21 protein-coding genes are annotated in these 21215 nt (G+C 49.3%); 10 read left to right on the plus strand and 11 right to left on the minus strand.

The annotated features are described in order from the left end of the window. Window position 1: 1 nt before the first annotated feature. The 4 genes from IJG50_03810 to nth all read right to left on the minus strand — a co-directional run bounded on the left by IJG50_03810 (window position 2) and on the right by nth (window position 4691). Entirely contained in the window at window positions 2–1033 is a 1032-nt protein-coding gene (locus tag IJG50_03810) for an N-acetyl-gamma-glutamyl-phosphate reductase (protein ID MBQ3378974.1), read from the minus strand. Then, window positions 1030–2424: an argininosuccinate lyase gene (gene argH, locus IJG50_03815; GenBank protein MBQ3378975.1), complete on the minus strand. Its 1395-nt coding sequence runs from the start codon at window positions 2422–2424 to the stop codon at window positions 1030–1032. Before argH ends, IJG50_03810 begins: the two co-directional genes overlap by 4 nt. A 96-nt stretch (window positions 2425–2520) precedes the next feature. Beyond that, the gene (locus IJG50_03820; GenBank protein MBQ3378976.1) at window positions 2521–3741 is read right to left on the minus strand and encodes an argininosuccinate synthase; all 1221 of its coding nucleotides are present in this window, start codon (window positions 3739–3741) and stop codon (window positions 2521–2523) included. Between the two features lie 311 nt (window positions 3742–4052). Continuing rightward, a complete protein-coding gene (gene nth, locus IJG50_03825) occupies window positions 4053–4691 on the minus strand; it encodes an endonuclease III (protein MBQ3378977.1) in 639 nt (212 codons plus the stop codon). A 162-nt stretch (window positions 4692–4853) separates the two neighbouring features. On the opposite strand from nth, the gene IJG50_03830 reads away from it, so the two are divergent. Beyond that, window positions 4854–6095 (plus strand): serine hydroxymethyltransferase, encoded by a 1242-nt coding sequence (locus tag IJG50_03830; protein MBQ3378978.1) that lies wholly within the window; start codon window positions 4854–4856, stop codon window positions 6093–6095. Window positions 6096–6258: 163 nt separating this feature from the next. Further along, on the plus strand, window positions 6259–9750 hold the full coding sequence (locus IJG50_03835) for an EAL domain-containing protein (protein MBQ3378979.1): 3492 nt from the start codon (window positions 6259–6261) through the stop codon (window positions 9748–9750). Window positions 9751–9957: 207 nt separating this feature from the next. Here IJG50_03835 and IJG50_03840 read toward each other — a convergent pair whose 3' ends face one another. Beyond that, window positions 9958–11040: a leucine-rich repeat domain-containing protein gene (locus IJG50_03840; GenBank protein ID MBQ3378980.1), complete on the minus strand. Its 1083-nt coding sequence runs from the start codon at window positions 11038–11040 to the stop codon at window positions 9958–9960. Between the two features lie 369 nt (window positions 11041–11409). Here IJG50_03840 and IJG50_03845 point away from each other — a divergent pair, with 369 nt between their 5' ends. From IJG50_03845 to IJG50_03870, 6 genes are all read left to right on the plus strand, one after another. Then, window positions 11410–11682 (plus strand): pro-sigmaK processing inhibitor BofA family protein, encoded by a 273-nt coding sequence (locus IJG50_03845; GenBank protein MBQ3378981.1) that lies wholly within the window; start codon window positions 11410–11412, stop codon window positions 11680–11682. A gap of 87 nt (window positions 11683–11769) precedes the next feature. Next, window positions 11770–12234 (plus strand): ferritin-like domain-containing protein, encoded by a 465-nt coding sequence (locus tag IJG50_03850; GenBank protein MBQ3378982.1) that lies wholly within the window; start codon window positions 11770–11772, stop codon window positions 12232–12234. A gap of 166 nt (window positions 12235–12400) precedes the next feature. Further along, complete coding sequence (locus tag IJG50_03855; GenBank protein MBQ3378983.1) at window positions 12401–12760, plus strand: heat-shock protein Hsp90; 360 nt, start codon at window positions 12401–12403, stop codon at window positions 12758–12760. Window positions 12761–12806: 46 nt separating this feature from the next. Beyond that, a complete protein-coding gene (locus IJG50_03860) occupies window positions 12807–13169 on the plus strand; it encodes a molecular chaperone Hsp90 (protein ID MBQ3378984.1) in 363 nt (120 codons plus the stop codon). 35 nt (window positions 13170–13204) lie between these two features. After that, window positions 13205–13564, plus strand: coding sequence for a heat-shock protein Hsp90 (locus IJG50_03865; GenBank protein ID MBQ3378985.1), 360 nt, complete (start codon window positions 13205–13207; stop codon window positions 13562–13564). A 305-nt stretch (window positions 13565–13869) separates the two neighbouring features. After that, window positions 13870–15051, plus strand: a complete 1182-nt coding sequence (locus IJG50_03870; protein MBQ3378986.1) for a beta-lactamase family protein — start codon at window positions 13870–13872, stop codon at window positions 15049–15051. 63 nt (window positions 15052–15114) lie between these two features. On the opposite strand, the gene IJG50_03875 is transcribed toward IJG50_03870, so the two are convergent. Both IJG50_03875 and IJG50_03880 read right to left on the minus strand, forming a co-directional pair. Next, window positions 15115–15492, minus strand: coding sequence for a metal-dependent transcriptional regulator (locus IJG50_03875; protein ID MBQ3378987.1), 378 nt, complete (start codon window positions 15490–15492; stop codon window positions 15115–15117). A 155-nt stretch (window positions 15493–15647) separates the two neighbouring features. Beyond that, the gene (locus IJG50_03880; GenBank protein MBQ3378988.1) at window positions 15648–16232 is read right to left on the minus strand and encodes a TetR/AcrR family transcriptional regulator; all 585 of its coding nucleotides are present in this window, start codon (window positions 16230–16232) and stop codon (window positions 15648–15650) included. 289 nt (window positions 16233–16521) lie between these two features. Between IJG50_03880 and IJG50_03885 the strand changes: the two genes are divergently transcribed. After that, window positions 16522–17517 carry an NAD(+)/NADH kinase gene (locus tag IJG50_03885; protein ID MBQ3378989.1) on the plus strand — a complete coding sequence of 332 codons (996 nt, stop codon included), beginning with the start codon at window positions 16522–16524 and terminating at the stop codon, window positions 17515–17517. A gap of 82 nt (window positions 17518–17599) precedes the next feature. Continuing rightward, window positions 17600–18370, plus strand: a complete 771-nt coding sequence (locus IJG50_03890) for an MBL fold metallo-hydrolase (protein MBQ3378990.1) — start codon at window positions 17600–17602, stop codon at window positions 18368–18370. A 266-nt stretch (window positions 18371–18636) separates the two neighbouring features. Here IJG50_03890 and IJG50_03895 read toward each other — a convergent pair whose 3' ends face one another. The 4 genes from IJG50_03895 to serS form a co-directional block, all read right to left on the minus strand. Continuing rightward, window positions 18637–18852, minus strand: a complete 216-nt coding sequence (locus tag IJG50_03895) for a hypothetical protein (GenBank protein ID MBQ3378991.1) — start codon at window positions 18850–18852, stop codon at window positions 18637–18639. Further along, a complete protein-coding gene (locus tag IJG50_03900; protein MBQ3378992.1) occupies window positions 18842–19204 on the minus strand; it encodes a hypothetical protein in 363 nt (120 codons plus the stop codon). Before IJG50_03900 ends, IJG50_03895 begins: the two co-directional genes overlap by 11 nt. 13 nt (window positions 19205–19217) lie before the next feature. Further along, window positions 19218–19472 carry a hypothetical protein gene (locus tag IJG50_03905; GenBank protein MBQ3378993.1) on the minus strand — a complete coding sequence of 85 codons (255 nt, stop codon included), beginning with the start codon at window positions 19470–19472 and terminating at the stop codon, window positions 19218–19220. A 450-nt stretch (window positions 19473–19922) separates the two neighbouring features. Continuing rightward, the gene (serS, locus tag IJG50_03910; GenBank protein ID MBQ3378994.1) at window positions 19923–21197 is read right to left on the minus strand and encodes a serine--tRNA ligase; all 1275 of its coding nucleotides are present in this window, start codon (window positions 21195–21197) and stop codon (window positions 19923–19925) included. Window positions 21198–21215 lie beyond the last annotated feature (18 nt).

Genomic DNA, 21215 nt, shown 5'->3' on the forward strand with positions numbered 1-21215 from the left:
ATTAAAACGCGGGCGGTATCATGCCTAGGCCCGCCGCCTCGTCGAAGCCGCAGATTATGTTCATGTTCTGTATCGCCTGGCCGGCAGCGCCCTTTACCATATTGTCTATAGCGGAAACGACGATGAGCTTGCCCGCCTCTTTGTCGCAGAAGAGCGAGATGTCGCAGTAGTTCGACATGCGCACTTCCTTCAAGTTCGTTATCTTGCCGAGCGGCAACACGCGCACGAAGCGCTCGTCTTTATAAAAGTCGGCGTAATACTTATATATCTCGTCGAGGCTGCCCTTCTTTATATCGGCGTAAACGGTCGATACGATGCCGCGGTTTATCGGCAGAAGGTGCGGCACGAAGGTGATCTTTACGCTTTCGCCCGCTATCTTCGAGAGCGTCTGCTCTATTTCGGGCGTGTGGCGGTGATTAGCAACCTTGTAGGGAGCGAAGCTTTCGTTGCAGTCCGCGTAGTGGAGATTCTGCGAAAGGCCGCGGCCCGCGCCGGTCGTGCCGGACTTCGAATCGACGATTATGCCCTTCGTCTCGATAAAGCCGCCCTTTAACGCGGGAGCAAGCGCGAGCGCCGCGCTCGTCGGATAGCAGCCGGGGTTGCCCACGAGCTTATGCTTCTTTATCTCGTCGCGGAATATCTCACAAAGGCCGTAAACGGCTTCCTTATGTATGTCGGGCACGTTGTATTCCTTGCCGTACCACTTCGTATATTCGTCGGCGCTGTCAAGTCTGAAATCGGCGCCCAGATCGATGAACACCTTGCCTGCGTCGAAGCACTTTCTGCCCATCTCCTCGGAAAGACCGTGCGGGAGCGAAGCGAACACGACGTCGCACTTCTTTATAACGTCCTCCTGATTTCCTAGCGTCATGTCGTCTATCTCATAAAGCGAGGGATATATATCCGATATGGGCTTTCCCTCGAAGCTTACCGAGCTTATTGCCGCCACTTCCACGTCGGGATGGCACAAAAGGAGCCGAAGAAGCTCCACGCCCGCGTAACCCGTTGCGCCTATTATACCTGCTTTTATCATTTTACGTCACCTCTCGTTTGTTTTTCCAAAAATGCCGAAATTATATCTATCTGCCTCTGAACCGACTCCGGCGCGGGGCCGCCCATGACCTTGCGCTCGTTTACGCAGGCTTCGAGCGATATAGCGCCGTAAACGTCGTCGGAAAACAGCGGGCTGTACTGCTTTAATTCATCTAAGCTGAGCTCCGAAAGGCCTATGCCGCGCTCGATGCAGACGTGGACGAGCTGCCCCACCACCTTATACGCGTCGCGGAAGGGAAGCCCCTTCTTAGCAAGATAGTCGGCGCAGTCGGTAGCGTTAGTAAAGCCGCCCGACGCCGCGCGGCGCATATTGTCTTGCTTTACGCGCATCGTTTCAAGCATCGGCGTGAATACGCGAAGGCACATCTTCACGGTGTCGACCGCGTCGAAGAACGCCTCCTTGTCCTCCTGCATATCCTTGTTGTACGCAAGCGGCAGTCCTTTCATCATCGTCAGCAGCGTGATAAGCGAACCGTAAACGCGTCCCGTCTTGCCGCGCACGAGCTCCGCTATATCGGGATTTTTCTTCTGCGGCATTATCGACGAGCCCGTAGAATAAGCGTCGTCAAGCTCGATGAACGAGAACTCCGACGAGCACCAAAGTATTATCTCCTCGGAAAAGCGCGACAGATGCATCATTACGATGGACAGAGCCGACGTAAGCTCCAAAAGATAATCGCGGTCACTTACGCCGTCGAGCGAATTTTTCGTTATGTCGGAAAAGCCGAGCTTTTCTGCAACGCTTTCGCGGTCTATGGGGAATGTCGAGGTCGCAAGCGCGCCGCTTCCCAGAGGCATTTCGTCCATACGGGCGTACGCGTCGTTGAGCCTCGTTATGTCGCGAGAGAACATCTGCGCGTAAGCCATAAGGTGGTGCGCGAACGTTATCGGCTGCGCGCGCTGAAGGTGCGTATATCCCGGCATGACGGTCAGGGTATGCTCACGCGAAAGCTTTACAAGCGTTGAAAGCAGCGACAGAAGCTGCGCGCGTATACTTTCACATTCCTCGCGCGCGTACATACGCACGTCGAGCGCCACCTGATCGTTTCGGCTCCGCGCCGTATGGAGCTTTTTGCCCGCGGGCCCTATTTTTGCCGTAAGCAGGGCCTCCACATTCATGTGGATATCCTCTGCGTCGGCGGAAAGTATGGAGTCGTCGGCCTCTATTTCGGCCATTATCTCTTTAAGCCCCGCGCTTATCGCTTCGGCGTCTTCCTTCGTGATTATGCCCTGACGCGCGAGCATTGCCGCGTGCGCCAAAGAGCCCGTTATATCCTGTTTATACAGACGCTTGTCGAAGGATATCGACGAATTGAAGTCGTTTACGTCGCTGTCGATCTCCTTTTGAAAGCGTCCCGCCCACATTTTCATAAGCTTTCTCCTATATTTTTAAGTTTTCTTCTATATAGGATAAGAGGCGAACGCGCCGCCTCTTACTTATATTCGAGTTTTTTTCCAAAACAGATCTTACTGACCGCGCTTCTGATCGAGCATGGCCTTTATCTTTATCGGAAGACCGAACAGGTTGATAAAGCCTGCGCTGTCGGCCTGGTTGTAGATGTCGTCTGCGCCGAAGGTAGCCACTTCCTCATCATAGAGCGAGGTGGGCGAGGTAACGCCGGCGGGGATCACGTTGCCCTTGTAAAGCTTCATCTTTACGGTGCCGTTCACGTTCTTCTGCGTTTCTGTAACAAACGCGCTCAAAGCCTCGCGAAGCGGAGTGAACCACTTGCCGTCGTAAACGAGCTCTGCAAACTTCTGCGCGAGCATCTGCTTCGTGTGCATCGTGTCCTTGTCTATGCATATCATTTCAAGCTGCTCGTGAGCGCGGTAAAGTATCGTTCCGCCGGGGGTCTCGTAAACGCCGCGCGACTTCATGCCGACGAGGCGGTTCTCAACGATATCGATTATGCCGATGCCGTTCGCGCCGCCGAGCTTGTTGAGCTTTCTTATTATCTCGGACGCCTTCATCTTCTCGCCGTCAATGGCAACGGGCACGCCCTTTTCAAAGTCTATCGTAACGTAGGTCGGCGTGTCGGGAGCCTTTTCAGGGGTAACGGAAAGTTCGAGTATCTTGTCGTAGTTCGGCTCGTTTGCGGGATCCTCAAGGTCTAAGCCCTCGTGCGAGAGATGCCAGAGGTTCATATCCTTCGAGTAGTTCGTCTCACGCGTCAAGGTTATCGGCACGTTCTTTGCGATGGCGTAGTCTATCTCTTCGTCGCGGCTCTTTAGATCCCATATGCGCCAGGGAGCGATTATCGGCATTTCGGGAGCGAAAGCCTTTATCGTAAGCTCAAAGCGCACCTGATCGTTGCCCTTGCCGGTGCAGCCGTGGCATATCGCGTCGGCGCCTTCTTTCTTTGCTATTTCAACTATGCGCTTTGCGATGGGCGGACGCGCGAACGAGGTGCCCAGAAGGTAGGTGTTCTCGTATATTGCGCCGGCCTGCATCGTGGGGATTATGTATTCGTCAACGAATTCGTCGGTCAGATCTTCTATATATATTTTCGACGCGCCCGTCTTTAAGGCACGCTCCTTGAGACCGGAAAGCTCCTTGTCCTGGCCTACGTTGCCGGCAACGGCTATAACTTCGCAGCCGTAGTTCTCTTTAAGCCACGGAATAATTATTGAAGTGTCAAGACCGCCCGAATAAGCAAGTACTACTTTTTTGAATTTCTGTTCGCTCATTTTGTCCTCCGTGGCCGCCCCGCCGCGCGGCCCTGCAAAAACCCCTTCCAAGGCGGAAAATTTTTGGTCGGGAGTAAGTTTGTATTTGATATTTAATATTATAGACCTTGATGTATAAATATTCAAGCAGTTTTTTGTAAAATTTTTTATCTTGTAACTTTTGAGTAAAAGAACGATTTTCGGCTGCGGGCGTTTGTGCGAAATGCATCGTCTATGCGCAGCATCCGCATATTTATGCGCTGTATGCGTATATTATGCATGCGCGCGGCGAATCCGCGAGGAGTACGAAGTCGCCACGCCTGCAAGGCGACTTACCCCTTATTTACAAAATCACAATACGGCGCGAGCGCGCATATATCGCATTTCGGCCGCCTTGCAACACAAACGGCACGTCCGTGCAGCACGAAACGATGGCACAGGTCGGACTGCTCCGACGGCTCTACCGACTCTTTAAGCTGCATCTCCACCTTTACGGGATCCTTTGAGGTACAAAGCCCCAAAAGATTCGATATGCGTATCGCATGAGTGTCCGCAACTATTGCGGGCTTTTTATATACGTCGCCCAAGATGAGATTGGCCGTCTTTCTGCCAACGCCCGGCAGCTTTAAAAGGTCGTCCATATTATCGGGTACGCGCCCGCCGAAATCATTGATGAGCATACGGCACATATCGCGTATGTTCTGCGCCTTTACCTTATAAAATCCGCAGGGACGCACTATACCCTCAAGCTCCGAAAGGTCGGCTTCGGCATAATCCTTCAAAGTCCTGTAGCGTGCAAAAAGCTCACGCGTCACAATATTTACCCGCGCGTCCGTACATTGCGCCGAAAGGCGCGTGGCGATAAGCAGCTCGACGGGGTTCGTCGATTCGAGCGAACAGAGCGCATCGGGATATTCGCGCTTAAGTTCTTCTACGACATGTTTTGCTTTATCCTTTAACTTATCTGTCATTTTTACCACTCTTTTATTATCTTTTTACAAAAATCTTTTAAAGGCGCCGTTTACGGTTGAATTTTGAGAGGCGCTTATATATAATAAAAAAAGACTATAATTATCTTTAATAATATATCATTAGCCGAAGAATTGCAAATAAAGTGAAAACCGGAGGAAAACATGAAAGAAAACATCGATTTTGTTAAAAACTGCGACCCCGCACTTGGCGCCGCGATGGAAGCTGAACTTATGCGTCAAAGACGCAATATAGAGCTTATCGCCTCTGAAAATTTTGTTTCGAAAGCCGTTATGGCGGCTATGGGCACCGTGCTTACGAACAAATATGCCGAGGGTTATCCCGGCAAACGCTACTACGGGGGATGCGAATGCGTTGACGTTGTGGAGCAGCTCGCGATAGACCGCGCAAAGGAGCTTTTCGGCGCAGAGCATGCAAACGTACAGCCCCACTCCGGAGCAAATGCAAATATGGCGGCATATTTTGCCCTTGTTAAGCCCGGCGACACCGTGCTCGGTATGAACCTTTCCGAGGGCGGACACCTTACGCACGGCAGCCCGGTAAACATGTCGGGGTCTTATTTCAATATCGTAGCCTACGGCGTTGATCCCGTTACCCACAGAATAGATTACGACAAGCTTGCCGATATAGCCGAAGAGAACAAGCCCAAAATGATAATCGCCGGCGCAAGCGCATATCCGCGCGCGATAGATTTCAAGCGCATGAGTGAAATAGCAAAATCGGTAGGCGCATATCTTGTTGTAGATATGGCCCACATCGCCGGTCTTGTTGCGGCAGGTCTTCATGAAAGCCCGATACCCTACGCCGACATCGTAACGACTACTACGCATAAAACGCTGCGCGGTCCCAGAGGCGGACTTATCCTTTGCCGCGAAGAATATAAAAAGGCAGTGGACAAGGCTATATTCCCCGGCACGCAGGGCGGTCCGCTCATGCACGTTATCGCTGCAAAGGCCGCTGCTTTCGGCGAAGCGTTAAAGCCCGAATTCAAGGAATATCAGAAGCGCATAGTAGAAAACGCAAAAACGCTTGCCGATGCGCTTATGGCAGAAGGCTTCGACCTCGTTTCGGGCGGCACCGACAATCACCTTATGCTTCTTGACCTCCGAAAAGTAGGCGTTACGGGCAAGGACCTTGAAAAGCGCCTTGACGAAGTTTATATCACCGTAAACAAGAATACGATCCCCGGCGAGCCTTTAAGCCCGTTCGTAACGAGCGGCATCCGCATAGGAACGCCTGCGGCCACCTCGCGCGGCCTCGGCCCCGACGATATGAAGGTGATCGCAAAGTGCATATGGCTTGCGGCCACCGACTTCGACGCAAAGAAAGACTACATACGCGGGGAGATCACAAAGCTCTGTGAGAAATACCCGCTTTACGAATGATCGGCTTTATATACGCCGTAACGGCGCAGCCCGCTTTTAACAAGACGCGGCTGCGCCTTTTTTATTTTTCGCCGGCCGCTTAAAGGTCGTTTTCGTTGAAAGCGAGCCCGAATTATGATAAACTCATAATATACGTAATATTCCATTCAATACGGGGGACGCCATGCTTAAAGGTCATGAAAAAAATCATTACGAAAACAGGCGCAGGCAGGTGCTTATAGTTGACGACGAGGAAAGCAACCGCCTGATACTTGAAGCAATGCTTGAAGATCATTATGAGCTTTTACATGCCGCAAACGGCAAGGAAGCTGTTGAAATAATACGCGAAACGGGCGAAACCCTTTCCCTTATGCTCCTTGATATAAGAATGCCCGTTATGTCGGGAACCGAAGTGCTCGAAGCCATGCGAAGCGCCCCCGAATCGGAACGGCTGCCCGTTATCGTGCTTACCTCGGATAAGGAGTCGGAGGTGGAGAGCCTAAATCTGGGCGCAAGCGATTTTATACCCAAGCCGTATCCCGATCCCGACGTTATACTTGCCCGCGTAAGAAGAACGATAGAGCTTTTTGAGGACCGTCAGATAATAAGCGCGACGGAGCGCGACGCGCTTACCGGCCTTTATAACAAGGAATTTTTCTACCGCTACGCCGAAAATTACGACCGCCATCACAAGGGCGCCGATATGGACGCCATAGTTATAGACGTAAACCGCTTCCACATGATAAACGAGCGCTTCGGGGCGGCCTACGGCGACAGTGTGCTCAAAAGCATAGGCGCAAGCCTGCTTGAAACGGCACGCTCTACTGAGGGCATCGTTTGCCGCAAAGAGGCCGATACCTTTATGATATACTGCCCCCACGGAAAAACAAGTTACCGCGCGATGCTTGAAAACGCAATGAATGCGCTTTCTTCAAACGAAGCGGGCAGCCGTATCCGCCTGCGCATGGGCGTATACGAAAATGTTGAAAAATCGCTCGATATAGAAAGACGCTTTGACCGGGCAAAGATGGCCTCCGATACGGTGAGAAACAGCTTTACAAGGACCATAGGCATATACGACGGCGCGCTTCACGAAAAGCAGCTTTATGAGGAGCAGCTTATTGAAGAATTTGACGGCGCCATATCGGGGCGCCAGTTCAAGGTATATTATCAGCCCAAATTTGACGTTCGCCCCGATATACCGGTGCTTGCAAGCGCAGAGGCGCTCGTTCGCTGGCAGCATCCAAAGCTCGGCATGATCTCTCCCGGCATTTTCATTCCGCTTTTTGAAAATAACGGCCTTATTCAGAGGCTTGACGGCTATGTTTGGCGTGAAGCGGCGGCGCAGATAAGAGACTGGAAGGACCGCTTCGGATTCAGCGTGCCTGTATCGGTCAACGTATCGCGCATAGATATGTACGATCCGCACCTTATCGACACGCTTTTGGGCATACTTTCGGATCACGGGCTCGACCCCGCAGAGCTCACGCTCGAAATAACCGAATCGGCCTATACGCAGGACTCCGAGCAGATAATAAGCACGGTAAATCAGCTCAGAGAGCTCGGCTTTAAGATAGAAATGGATGATTTCGGCACAGGATACTCCTCCCTGAATATGATATCAACTCTGCCGATAGATGCGCTGAAGCTCGACATGCAGTTCATACGCAGCGCATTTGATCGCCGCAGAGACACGAAGATGCTTGAAATAATAATAGATATCGCAAATTACCTCTCCGTGCCCGTTATAGCCGAGGGCGTTGAGACAAAGGAACAGCTTGAGGCGCTCAAGGCCATGGGCTGCGATCTTGTGCAGGGCTATTATTTTTCGCGCCCCGTGCCTCCCGATGAATACGAAAGCTTTGTGCGCGAGCGAAAGGATATAGATGCGGACTTTGACAAAAATGCGCGCACGCTGCCGAAAAAAAGCGACATCGACATTTCCTTTGGAGAAATAGCTCATGCGCTCTCCGACGGCTTTGAAAGTATTTATTATGTCGACACAAAAAGCAACCATTATATCGAGTTTGGCTCCGAGGGCAGATACGAGGACCTTCAGATAGAGAGAAGCGGCTCGGACTTCTTTTCTGACGCCGAAAAAAATATAGACCGCGTCGTTTATCCGCCGGACGCCGAGAGAGTAAGGCTGTGTATAAACAAAGAGGCTCTTATTAACAATATAAACTCCGCAAAGACCTTTTCCATAACGTATCGCCTGATCATCGGCGGCGAACCGATGTATTACTCGATGAAAGCCGTGAAGGCAGACGCCGGCGACAATCATCATATAGTGATAGGCGTAAGCTGCGTAGATGCGCAGATAAAAGAGGCGCAGAGCGCGGCAAAAGAGGAGCGGATTTCCGATAAGCTCGATTTCGGCACGCTTGCACAGGCTCTGGCAAGCGATGTTGAAAGCATTTATTATGTTGACATAAAAAGCGATACATATCGCGCATTCAAAGCAGTAGGAGAATATGAAAAGCTTGAGCTTTGGCAAAGCGGCAAAAGCTTTTTCGAGGAATGCAAAAGGAATATCGAAACGGCCGTATATCCTATGGACCGAGATCGCCTTAAAGAGGTCATGGATAAAGAAAGGCTTATGTCCGCACTTATGAAGTACCGCGCATTTTCTACAAGCTATCGTCTTATGATAGACGGCAAGCCTATGTTTTATCGTCTAAAGGCCGTAATGAGCACGCGGGGAGACGAAGAACATATGATCATTGGCGTAAGCAATATAGACAATCAGATAACGGACGAGGAGCGCGCGGGAGTGCAATACCGAAACGGCGTCACGTTTGAAAAAATAGCGCAGGCGCTCTCTTCGGACTATTTCAGCATATATTATGTAAACACAGAGACCGACTACTTTATCGAATACAGCGCATATGAAGCATATCAGACTCTTGGCATTGAAAAGCAGGGACATGACTTTTTCGAGCTCAGCCGCAAAAACGTGCAGCGCGTCTTGTATCCGGAGGATCTTAATATGTTCCTTATGACGTTCACAAAGGAAAACATATTAAAGGAGATAAAAGAAAAACACACGTTCACGCTCACTTACCGCCTTATGATGGCCGGCTCGCCGACGTATGTTCATTTGAAGGCGACGCGCATGGCCGACAAAAACGACAAACACATCGTAATAGGTATAAGCAACGTAGACGACCAGATACGCCGCGAGCAGGAATATGCAAAGGCGATACGCATGGCTAATCGTGACGCGCTTACCGGCGTTAAGAGTAAAAACGCCTACGTTGAGGCCGAGAAAGATATCGACCTTGCCATCGCGCGCGGCGAGGCAGGAGATTTTGCCATTGTAATATGCGATCTTAACGACTTAAAGCTTATAAACGATTCCCTGGGCCATATGGCGGGAGATACATATATAAAAGACGCCTGCAAACTTATCTGCAACGTATTTAAGCACAGTCCCGTTTATCGTGTCGGCGGCGATGAATTCGCGGCTATTTTACGCGGCGGCGACTACGATACAAGAGAGTATCTTATAAGGAAAATGGAAGAGATAAACGAAAAAAACAGCGCTTTGGGCAAGGTGACGGTTGCCTGCGGCGCGGCCGCGTTCGATCCAAAGCGCGACCGGCTGGCGTCCGACGTATTTGCCCGCGCCGACGCCGCAATGTATGAGGACAAAAAACGCTTAAAGAAAGCGTGATCAAAAAACGAAGTCTTTAAATTTTGATCGCCGTCAGGCTGAGTTTGAAAACCATAGTTATGATAAAAGAAGCTCACCGAAAGAAGAGGTGGGCTTCCTTTTGTTTTGCATATTTTGTCGCCCGTGCGTTAGGGTCACCCGAAGGCTTTGACGCGGCGGATAAAATCTTTCGGCAGGCGAGACGCCTGCCGAAAGAAAACTTATACTCTAATTTAAGTCAAATTCCATACATTCGCTCTTTGCCGTAAGGTCCGCGGCGTTTACCCAGATGAGCTTCACTTTTGCGCCGGAGCTTACGTCCGCCGAATCGGGCGTGTTCATTATTTCACATGAGATCATCTTTCCGTTTTCGTCGTAGATCGCCGCATATACGGGGGACGACGCCGAAACGTCGCCGGATACCGCGAGGGTATTATCAATAACGCTTCCGAAAACGGTCTCTCCGGTTGCGATGTCGATGGAGGATTCGGGATAGTTATTGAAAATCACCCGGGCTCCGGTGCCGGATATTGCATCATCTCCGCCTAGGCTCTCCCACTGTTCCTTCGTGCCGCCGAAATATACCACGCTTAAGCCGGTGCAGCCCGAAAACGCGTCCTCGCATATGTACGAAACTCCCGACGGGATCGTTACGTACGTAAGGCCGGTGCAGCCGCGGAAAGCCTCTTCGCCTATGCTCGTCACGTTTTTGGGGATAATTGCCGATTCAAGACTGCTGCAGCCATAAAACGCCCTTTCGCCTATGGAAGTCACGCTGTCGGGGATTATTACCGCTTTAAGGCCGCTGCAGTCAAAGAACATCCAGTCGCCCGCGGACGATACGCCCTCGGGGATTACCATTGACGTAAGTCCGCTGCAGCCGTAGAAAGCAAAACCATTTATGACGGTCACGCTCTTTGGGATCTCAAGCGACGTAAGGCCCGTGCAGTTGCCGAACGCCAGGCCGCCTATGCTCCTCACGCCTTCGGGGACAACCACCGACGTAAGGCCGCTGCACTTGGAGAACGCGGCCATTTCTATTCTCGTCACGCCTTCGGGGATAACCACCGACGTAAGGTCGGTGCAGCCTCGAAACGCGCGTTCGCCTATGCTCGTCACGGCAGCTCCGTCTATCTTCGCGGGGATATTCGCCGAAGTTATGCCGTCATCCGCGCCGGTTATCGTTCCCGTGGCACTGTCAAAATAAATTTTGCCGCCCTCAACGGCGTAAGCCGTGCCGCTTGTATCTCCCGCCGCAAGGCCCGTCATGGGCAGCATCGCGCGGCAATGCACAGCACCAATAAGAAGCATATTATTTTCTTTTTTATCTTTTCCTCTCCTTTTTATCGTTTTCTTTAATATAAAGGCAATATACTCACCGGATTTTCGCTCATATTTACCGAAAAAACTGACGTTCGGGGGGCGATAAAAGTATACTTTGATCTCCTCTTGAATACTACTATATTTTGATAAAAAATCATAACTCACCGCAAGTATTTGTGCAAGAAAGAAGCGGGAAAAAGTATACTTTTTCCCCCATAAATCATATCTTTGTTTTAACATATATTCGGGACCCATGTCCTTTGGCTCTCTCGCCCCCAAAAATGCGCGCCTTCGTCATATATCCGCGTTTTTTTTCATATTATTGGACAAAGACGTATGAAAAGAGGCGAGCTGTCAATGGAAGTCGACGGAAACGATATACTTGCATTTTTATTCGGTATCATACTGCTCATAATAATAGGGCGCGTGTTTCTTAAACCGATAAAGTTTATTTTGAAAATACTGTTAAACAGCGCTGCGGGACTTTTAATACTTTTCATTATAAACTTTTTCGGCGCGAATGCCGGCATGACCATAGGCATAAATTGGCTTACGGGCCTTATCTGCGGCGTGCTCGGCGTTCCGGGAGTAATACTTGTGCTGCTTTTAAAATGGCTTGGCTTCGGATAATGTGCTTTGCAGCCCATAAACGTTTTGTTTTTCTTTAATATATGCATATAAAGCGCTTCACTTTAGCATAATAATCGCGAGGTGATTATTATGACGCTTACGCAAAAGGAAAGTATGTTCTTAAATGACTTAAAGAGCCAGGAACAGCTTTGTATCGACAAGTATACTAAATATTCGTCCGAAGCGCACGACGGGCAGCTTCGCAATCTTTTTTCCGAGATCGCAAGCGTGGAGCGAGAGCATCTTGATACGTTGAATCAGATGCTTTCGGGCGTTGTTCCTTCGATGAAACAGGGCGAAAGCAAGAGCGCTGCGCCGCAGTTTAGAAGCTCTTACCGCGAGGGCAGCCGCGACGCCGATATGAAGGACGACTGCTATCTATGTTCAGACGCTCTGGCAAACGAAAAGCATGTTTCCTCGGTCTATGACATGTCCGTTTTTGAGTTTAAAGATCCTAAGATGAGAGATGCATTGAACCACATCCAAAAAGAGGAGCAGCAGCACGGCAAAATGATCTACGACTATATGGCCGCAAACGGCATGTATTCGTAAACGTCCGAAGGCGATGGGCGGAAGCAGTAACGCTTCCGTCTTTTTCTTTGTATAAAGTGTACATCGAATAAAAAAATTCAACTCTTTTTTTGTAAGCACTTGCCAAGCGTTAGGAAATAGATTACAATTAAAAAAGAATACGTAGAATGAAGGATGACAGTATATAATGAAAACAAAAGAGCTTGACTCTTTTATGAAAGAGAAGGTAAGCGCGCTTTTAGAGGCGCCCAACTGCTATAAGGATCTTCGTGTCGCTGCAGAGGTTTGGCAAAAAGCCGCAGGCACCGAAAAAGAGGCCGAGGCGACAGCCGCTCTTATTTGCGAGCTGGAGGCCGATGTGTTGACCATAGACCAGATGATCGAAATCGTAGGCAGCGATTTCGGCAAAAAGAAATTCGGCAAGGAGAAAGCCGCAAAATATGTGGCTCACGCAAGGGACTTAAAGGCCAAGGGCGAGAAATACTGCTTCTGCAAGGCGTGCCAGACAGGCCATCAGATCCTTGAAAGAAAGGCCGAGCTTATTTAAGATAAAACATTTTTTATAAACAATTATTATTTAGGAGGAAACAACAATGAAAAATCCCGAACTCAACGCTTTTTTGGACGAACAGGTAAAGGTGCTTTTAGAATCTACCCATACATGCAAAGAGCTTATTGCGGCCTGCAAAACATGGCAGGAAGCGAAAGGCACCGATAATGAGGCTGCGGCGCTGAAGGCTCTCGTTGAAGAGGCCGCAGTTGACGTTATGGACCTTGACCACGTTATTCAGATAGTTACATCCGAGGGCGGCAAGCGCCACTTCGGCGAGGCCGTTGCAAAGGCGTATCACGAGGAAGCTGTAAGACGCCAGAACAACGGCGAAAAGTGGTGCTTCTGCGACGCATGCGTTGCCGCAAAGAAGATAGCAGACAAAAAAGCCGAACTGTTGGCATAAAATCAAATATTATTATTTTCAGGGAGGAAAAAATCATGAAAAATCCGGCAGCAGAACAATTCTTCAAGGAAAAAGTAAACGAGATCATGAACGCTTCGCACGCTAACATCCACTTAAAGCGCGCATGCAAGCTGTGGCTCGACGCAGTAGGCACCGATAAGGAAGAGGAAATGTCTAAAAAGCTTATCACAAAGCTTGAAAGCGACGTGCTCCCGATGGACGAGCTCGTATGGCTCTTGAATCTTCCGGGCGCAAAGGCTCATTTCGGCGAAGAGACCGTAAAAGCGTACTTAAAGGAAGCCGAAGAGCGCATCGCAAAGGGCGAGCAGTGGTGCTTCTGCGACGCCTGCACCCCCGGCAGACAGATACTCGACAGAAAAGACGAGCTCGTATAATTACAGTATAAGATAAAAGGGAGTCTTTTAAAAAGGCTCCCTTTTTGACGCCGGCATAAAAAGCCTTCTCCTTCAAAAGCTTCCTCCCTCTGCCGAGGGAGGCGGCTATGAAGCGATCGGAGGGCGATGTGCCGACTTTAAACGCAAGGCACGGCGTTTTTTGAGCTTTTTTCCAAAAAGAGCATTTGTTCGATCGTGACGCATTTGATCGAACCAAAAAAAACATGAAACGACTTTCTATTCTTTAATAAGAATACCGCTTATTTAAGAAAAGTACACGCATAAAAAACGAAAGGGGAAAAGGCATGGACTTTACGAACGTTAAAGAACTGATGAATCGGCTGACAAAAACAGGTCCCGCCGGTAACGCCATAATGGTGACCGTTGACGGGAAGAAGGTCTTTGAGCATTATGAGGGAATGGCCGACGTTGAAGCGGGGCGTCCCATAGGACCGGATACCGTCTACAGAATGTTCTCCGATTCAAAGGTGATGACCGCTGTGGCGGCACTCATATTATATGAGCGGGGCGTTTATCTTCTGGACGATCCGGTAGCTTGGTATTTGCCGGAGTTTTCCGATCTCAAGGTGGCCGTATACGAAGACAACGGTATTATAGAAACGCTGCGCCCTGCGAAGAATATTCTTAAGGTGCGCGACTGCTTCTGCCATACCACCGGACTTACTTACGCGGGAAAGCTCAATATGACCCAGCAGAAGCTTCTGGAGGTGCAGGGCGGCCTGATGGCCAAGGGGCCTTATACGCTCGAGCAGTTTATGAAGGCCATCGCGCAGGAAGTTCCGCTTTTATACGAACCGGGAACGCGCTTCCATTACGGACTTAGCATAGATCTTTTGGGCAGACTCGTCGAAGTGTGGTCGGGAAAGTCGCTTGGGCAGTTCATAAAAGACGAGATAACAGGGCCGCTCGGCATGGAGGAGACCTCGTTTTCATTTAAAGGCGATCAGAATGACAGGCTCGCTGCTATCTACAACAGGGAGAACGGGGAGCTTAAAAGATACCAAAGCCGCGCCGACGCTTTCTATGATCCGCGTTTCATATGCGATATGGGCGGTCAGGGCCTTATCTCCACGGTAGGGGACTACTCAAAGCTCATAAGCATGCTTGCAAACGGCGGCGCCCTGGACGGCGTAAGGATACTCGGCAGAAATACAATAGACCTGATGAGACAGAACCATCTTACGCCCCAGCAGACTCAGGGACTTCATAATACGCTGTTTCGCTGGTCACAGCTTAAGGGACACGGCTTCGGACTTGGCGTGAGCATGATAGTCGATCCTGCCGCCGCGGGCGTATACGCACCGAACGCCTTTGGGTGGTCCGGCATGGCGGGAACGAAGACTCTGGCGGATCCTGCAAATAAGCTTGCGATAGTTTATGCGCATCAATGTCTGCCTAATGATAAGAATCTGGACTGGTACGTCCATCCGCGCATTGTGAACGCAGTATACGCGGCGCTTGATTAAAAAATAAAGACAGACCGTCCGCGATTTTTTTCGGGCGATCTGTCTTTTTTTCATTTTCGTGTCTTATTTTGCCGTATTTATCCTGTTATAGTACTCGCGCAGCTTATCAAAGGTCTCCTGACTGATCTTATGCTCGACCTTGCAGGCGTCCTCAAAAGCCGTATTCTCTTCAACGCCTATACGCATAAGCAGCTCGGCTATAATGCAGTGACGTTCATAAATGGCATTTGCAACGGCGGCGCCGCTTTCGGTAAGCGATATAAAGCCGCTACCGTCTACTGTAATATGCCCGCTTTCGCGCAGACGCTTCATTGCCACGGAAACGCTCGGCTTTGAAAAGTTCAGCTCATTTGCCACATCTATGGAGCGCACCGCACCGCGCTTCTGTTTGATCATCAATATTGTTTCAAGATAATTTTCGGCAGATTCTTGTATTTTCATAAGAAGACTCCGTTTACATAACGTATAATAAAAGTTTCGGGCAAAAACATTATTCGCGCCGTATTTTTTACAGATTATCACTTTTAACTATATAAATCAAGCGTTTTTCGATATTTCTTATCATGCGCCTTCGATATTGCGGAAAGCGCCCGGTTTTAAGCGGGCGCGGTCATTGTTTTTGCACTTAGGATAGAATCGATTATAGAGCACAGCTCGTCAAGCGTGCAGTCTATTTTCCCTTCGAACCAGCTTATATAAATCGACACGAAACCGCCCACCATGAACTGCGACGCCACCTCAAGGCTTTTACCGCTCAGATCCGTGTAAAATACCAGCTCGCCGTTATGCAATTTTTCCAGCAGAAATTCTCGGAATTTGACGGAAAACCGCTCTCCTCCGCATGTTACGACAAGACGGTAGAACTCCAAATCCGACTTCAAAAGCTCCGTGAATCTTGTAAGATAAAAGTGTATCGTGCGTTCTTTATTGTTTTCGGGCGACTCAAGCACATCTTCGACAGCCATGATAAGATCGTTTTCTATCTGTTCAACAACGGCCGCAACTCCGGTATAATGCGAATAAAACGTGCCGCGGTTAAGGCCGCAGCGATTAACTATATCCGTTACGGTTATCTTTTGTACGGGCTTTTCATGAACAAGCTCCAAAAAAGCCGTTTTTATCATGCGGCGAGAACGCAGCGCACTGCGATACTCCGCTTTTTTTCCGCTCTTCGCAGCCATATGGGATCCCTTCTTTTTAATGATATTATCTATATTTTACCACGGAGGCGCCTAAAAATCAACATGTATATGCTTTTGTTTTTGTTTTTCACTCATACAAATTTCCCCATTAAAGCAGGCGCGGCATCTTGACATTTTAAGCGGTTTGGTGTAAGATTTTAGTAAGTATACTTTCGTATTTATAAAATGTTTTCACCTTTTCGGCGTACACGCCGAAAACTCGCCAACCGGCTGCGAGCTTATAAAAATCAAAACAAAGAAACATTTGCCGGAGAATGGAGCTTAGAAAATGAAGAATATCGGTATCATCGCAAACCCCTTTTCAGGAAGAGATATCAGACGTTTTACCTCTTTTGCTTTTTCGGTAACCAACCCCGAAAAGGAGAACATGGTAACGCGAATGATCCTGAGCCTTCAGGCATTCGATGTTGACAACATTTATCTTATGCCTGACAGCTATCGTCTTAACTCCAATATCGTAGCTAAGGTTTTAAGCACGCACGGAGCAAAGAACAATATTCATATCATCGACACTGTCTTCCCCATTGACAAGCCTCAGGACACTATCGACTCCATCATAGAAATGGAGAAGCTCGGTGTTCAGGTACTCATAGTTATGGGCGGCGATGGCACGAACCGTCTTGCCGCAAAGGCAACTAAGAACATTCCGATAATCGCCGTATCTACCGGTACGAACAACGTATACCCCACTTTCTCTGAGGGTACCTCCGTAGGCACCGCAGCCGCTTTTATCGCTACTTATGGTTATGACATTCCCGGCATAATCCGCGACAAGCAGCTTGAGGTTTACATAAACGGCGAATTCAAGGATATTGCTACCGTTGACGTTCTCATCTGCAAGAACCCCTTCACGGGCTCCAAGGCAGTTTGGAAGATAGATGAAATAGAAGATATCATGGTATGCCGCACAAGAAGCGTAGCTATCGGCTTCTCGTCGATAATCGGCTGCCAGGTATTCTGCGGTGACTCCGATGACTTTGGCTGGCGCACTATAGTAGGCCAGGGCGACGTTAGGATCCGTCCTCAGTTCGAGCCCGGTAAGATAGTTCCGATGCAGGTTGAAAAGCCGCAGAAGCTCGAGCTTGACAAGCCCTACGTATTCAAGAAGGACTACAACGGCACTATCGCGCTTGACGGCGAGCGCACCGTTTCCTTCAAGGCAGGCGATGAGATAGCAATTAAGGTATCGAGAGACGGCCCGCTCAGAGCTGAGCTTGCTACCGTTATGGATGAAGCTGTAAGACGCGGCTTCTTCAAACTGTAAGCTTTTATAAGACTGTATTTATGTGCCGCCTTTACGGCGGCACATTTTACATTTTTGTTTTGATTTTTTGAGGTTTTAACTGATGGAAGATAAAGTTACAGTTACATCCGTTGCAAATGCGGGTGTTATGATAACGTATCGCGGACGAAAGTTCCTTTTCGACGCCATACAGACGGGCAACCCGTATTTTTCCGGCCCGCCCGACGATGTTTTAAGCGACCTTATAAATTCGCGGGGCATATTCGCGGACGCGGAGCTTTTGGCTTATTCGCATTACCACAACGACCATATAGATTTTGAAAAAAATCTTGAATACCTGTCGCACCACCGCCCCGCGCATTTAGTGCTGCCGCACGACCCCTTCAAGCGCACGACGGCGTTCAAGCTGAATCTGAGCGCGCTTGAGATCCCGTTTTTGGAGCCTAACGTACCGCTCGATAAAAAGGTCGTTCTAAAGCTTGCCGACGACGTTTCGCTCACATGCTATCACAGTCGCCACGACGGCGGTGAAAAATTCGATAAAGTATATCATTATACTTTTCTTCTCTCAGTCGGCGATAAAAACATCCTTCTCGCGGCAGATTCTCCAATAATGGACTGCCGTCTCTACGACGACCTTAAGAACGAAAAGATCGATCTTGCGCTTTTTAATTTGCTCTTTATGAATAATAAGAAAGGGCGGCAAATAATCAATTCGATCAGGCCTGCAAAGCTGGTCATATATCATGTCCCGCTTGAAGGTCATCCAAGCGTTATGTTCAGAAAGATAGCGCTGCGCGACGCCGAACGTTTCAAGGATGAGATGCCCGAGACTATAGTTTTTTCAAACAGTCTCGACAGTGTGGAAGTTTAGAGCGGATATCGCGCTATGAATATGAAAAGCTGCCCGACAGGGCGGCTTTTTTCACCTTTAAAAACCTATACCTCCTTGCCGCGAAAGCCTTTTTCTTTAAAGACTGTCTTTATGGATTTTATCGCCTGCCTTCCCACTGTATTTTTAACGGTAAAGTATATTCTGAACGCTTAATTTTTTACGGTTTTTGTATGTCTGCAAATGTATGTTATCTTTAAAAAGTTTTCCCTTGCCAAAAAAGCAAGGGAAGCTATTTCCTCTTTTTTCTATGCGCCTGCGAGCAGCAAAAATGCGAGAGCGAGTATCAGCTCTGTGTCGGCTTCCTCAATTATTAAGAGGATCAGCACTCCCATTATCAGGAGTTCTTCTTTTTCTATCCCTTGAAAAAGTCTCAAGCCTCCGGCCTTCGCCGTCCTGCTTTCGCGTTCGTCTTCGCCTGCGTCCGCCTTAATGTCTACCGGCATAAGAAGCTCATGCATCATATCGCCTTCCTTTCGGTCTGTTTATAAAGCGCGACAGCTTTGATATCTGCATTAGCCGCATGGCCTCGTCTATGCGGCGCGCTCGTTTTTCGCTCATGAACGGCCGAAGCGATGAAAGCAGCGCCATACGGCTGTCACGCGTATCATTCATTGCAGACATGATCTCGCTCATTTTAGCCATGAGTTCGGCGTTTGATGCGCCGCCTTCCGCTTGCCCTGCGGACGGAGCAATTCCTTCGCATTTGCCCCTATCGGACGTATCGCCCGAAAACGAGCCAATGATCTCCTTGATCTGCTTCGTTCCCTCCGGTGTTGACAAAAGCTTTGAAAGCTTATTTATAGAGTCCTCCATATTGCCGCCCCCTTTATTTAAGCCTGCTTTTCAGCTTTTCGAGCGCCTTCGGATCGTTCAGCGCGGCCCTGAGCTTTTCTGAATCGGCAAGAAGACGCGAAAGCTCCTCCGCAGGCGCTGAATTTATCAATCTGTTTATCTCTTCTTTTGTCATACGCCCTATGGCTTCCGATGCCTTTCTGCCGTCCGGCGTTTTAAGAAATGCCCGTATCAGCTCCTCACTTTTTTGCTTCTCATCATGCGAAAGCTTATCTGATATGTCGCTCATGATATGATCCTCCGTATTATTCGTTTTTCGCTATATTATATTTGAGAAATGCAAAAAAGTTGACAAAATCCTAAAAAAACGGTCTCTGGTCGTTCTATCGGCGACGATCGCTTCCGGATATTCCCCGCAGATCTTATCGTGCTCGCTTTCACTTATAAACTTATAGTAAATAGTTGTCGCTGCGGTTCAAAACTCCGTGCCATGAAAAACACTGTCTTTTCCCGTTCACAATTCTGTACCCGCAGCCGGATCTCGCTTGATTTGAAATTACTCGAAAAAAGTGACCCTTTTTATTATCTGTGAGCCCCATTCCGCAAGTTTAAATTTGTCGGGATAATCGTACCATCCCTATTCGGCATCGCCGATTATCTTACGTTTACTCAAAAGGCAAGGAGGCGCCTCTTTGCGAAGCGCCTCCTTTGGGCATCTCTTTTAATATCTCCAAGCCGCTTACTTTATCACTGTCACGCCGCCCATATACGGCACAAGCGCTTCGGGAACGGTCACACTGCCGTCGGCGTTCTGATAATTCTCCAAAATTGCGGCCACGGTGCGTCCCACTGCAAGGCCCGAGCCATTAAGCGTATGCACGAGCTTCGCCTTATCCTTCGGCGAATCCTTGTAGCGTATAGCCGCACGGCGCGCCTGGAAGTCCTCGAAGTTCGAGCAGCTCGAGATCTCAACGTAATTCTTATACGACGGCATGAATACCTCGATATCATACGTCATTGCCGACGAGAATCCGAGATCGCCCGCGCAGAGGCGCACTACTCTGTAAGGCAGCTTCAATATATCGAGCATCTCGGCGGCGTCGTTAGTAAGCTGCTCGAGCGCCTCATAAGACGTCTCCGGCTTAACGAAGTGTACGAGCTCAACTTTATTGAACTGGTGCTGGCGGATAAGGCCGCGCGTGTCGCGTCCGGCGCTGCCTGCCTCAGCTCTGAAACAAGCGGAATACGCGCAGTAGCGTATCGGCAGGTCGGCGCCGCTTAGGATCTCGCTCCTGTGCAGATTCGTCACCGGCACCTCCGCCGTCGGAATGAGGTAGTAATTCAGGTTCTCAAGCTTGAACATATCCTCTGCGAACTTCGGAAGCTGTCCCGTGCCCAGCATCGAGTCGCCGTTTACAATAAACGGCGGGAATATCTCCTTATAACCCTGCTTCATCGCGTGAGTGTCCATAAAAAAGTTGATCACGGCTCTCTCGAGACGTGCGCCAAGCCCGCTGTATACGGTAAAGCGGGCGCCGGATATCTTTGCGGCCACTTCGGCGTCGAAGAGGCCCAGATCTGTGCCGATGTCCCAGTGCGCCTTAGGCTCAAAATCAAATACTCTTACCGGTACATCTGATTTCCTTATCTCCAAATTTTCCGACGAATCTCGTCCGGGCGGCACGAGCGGCGAGGGAATGTTGGGTATCTCGTAAAGCGCCTCCTGAAGCTTTGCCTCGCAGTCTCGTATTTCATCATCCAGCTTCTTAATTTCATCGGAGAGCTCCTTCATTTCGGCAAAAATGGGAGCCGTGTCGCGTCCTTCCTTCTTATATTTCGGTATTTCCTTCGATACTTTGTTCTGCCTCTGCTTCATTTCGTCGGCGCGCGCGATAAGATCGCGGCGGCGCGAATCAAGATCAGTGATTATGCTTACGTCAAATTCCTTGCCGCGCACTTTGAGCGCAGCCTTCACTCTGTCGATATCCTCACGAAAAACTTTTATGTCCAGCATTTCAGACACTCCCTTATT

The sequence above is a fragment of the Clostridia bacterium genome (genome assembly GCA_017405765.1).
GTDB lineage: Bacteria > Bacillota > Clostridia > Oscillospirales > RGIG577 > RGIG577.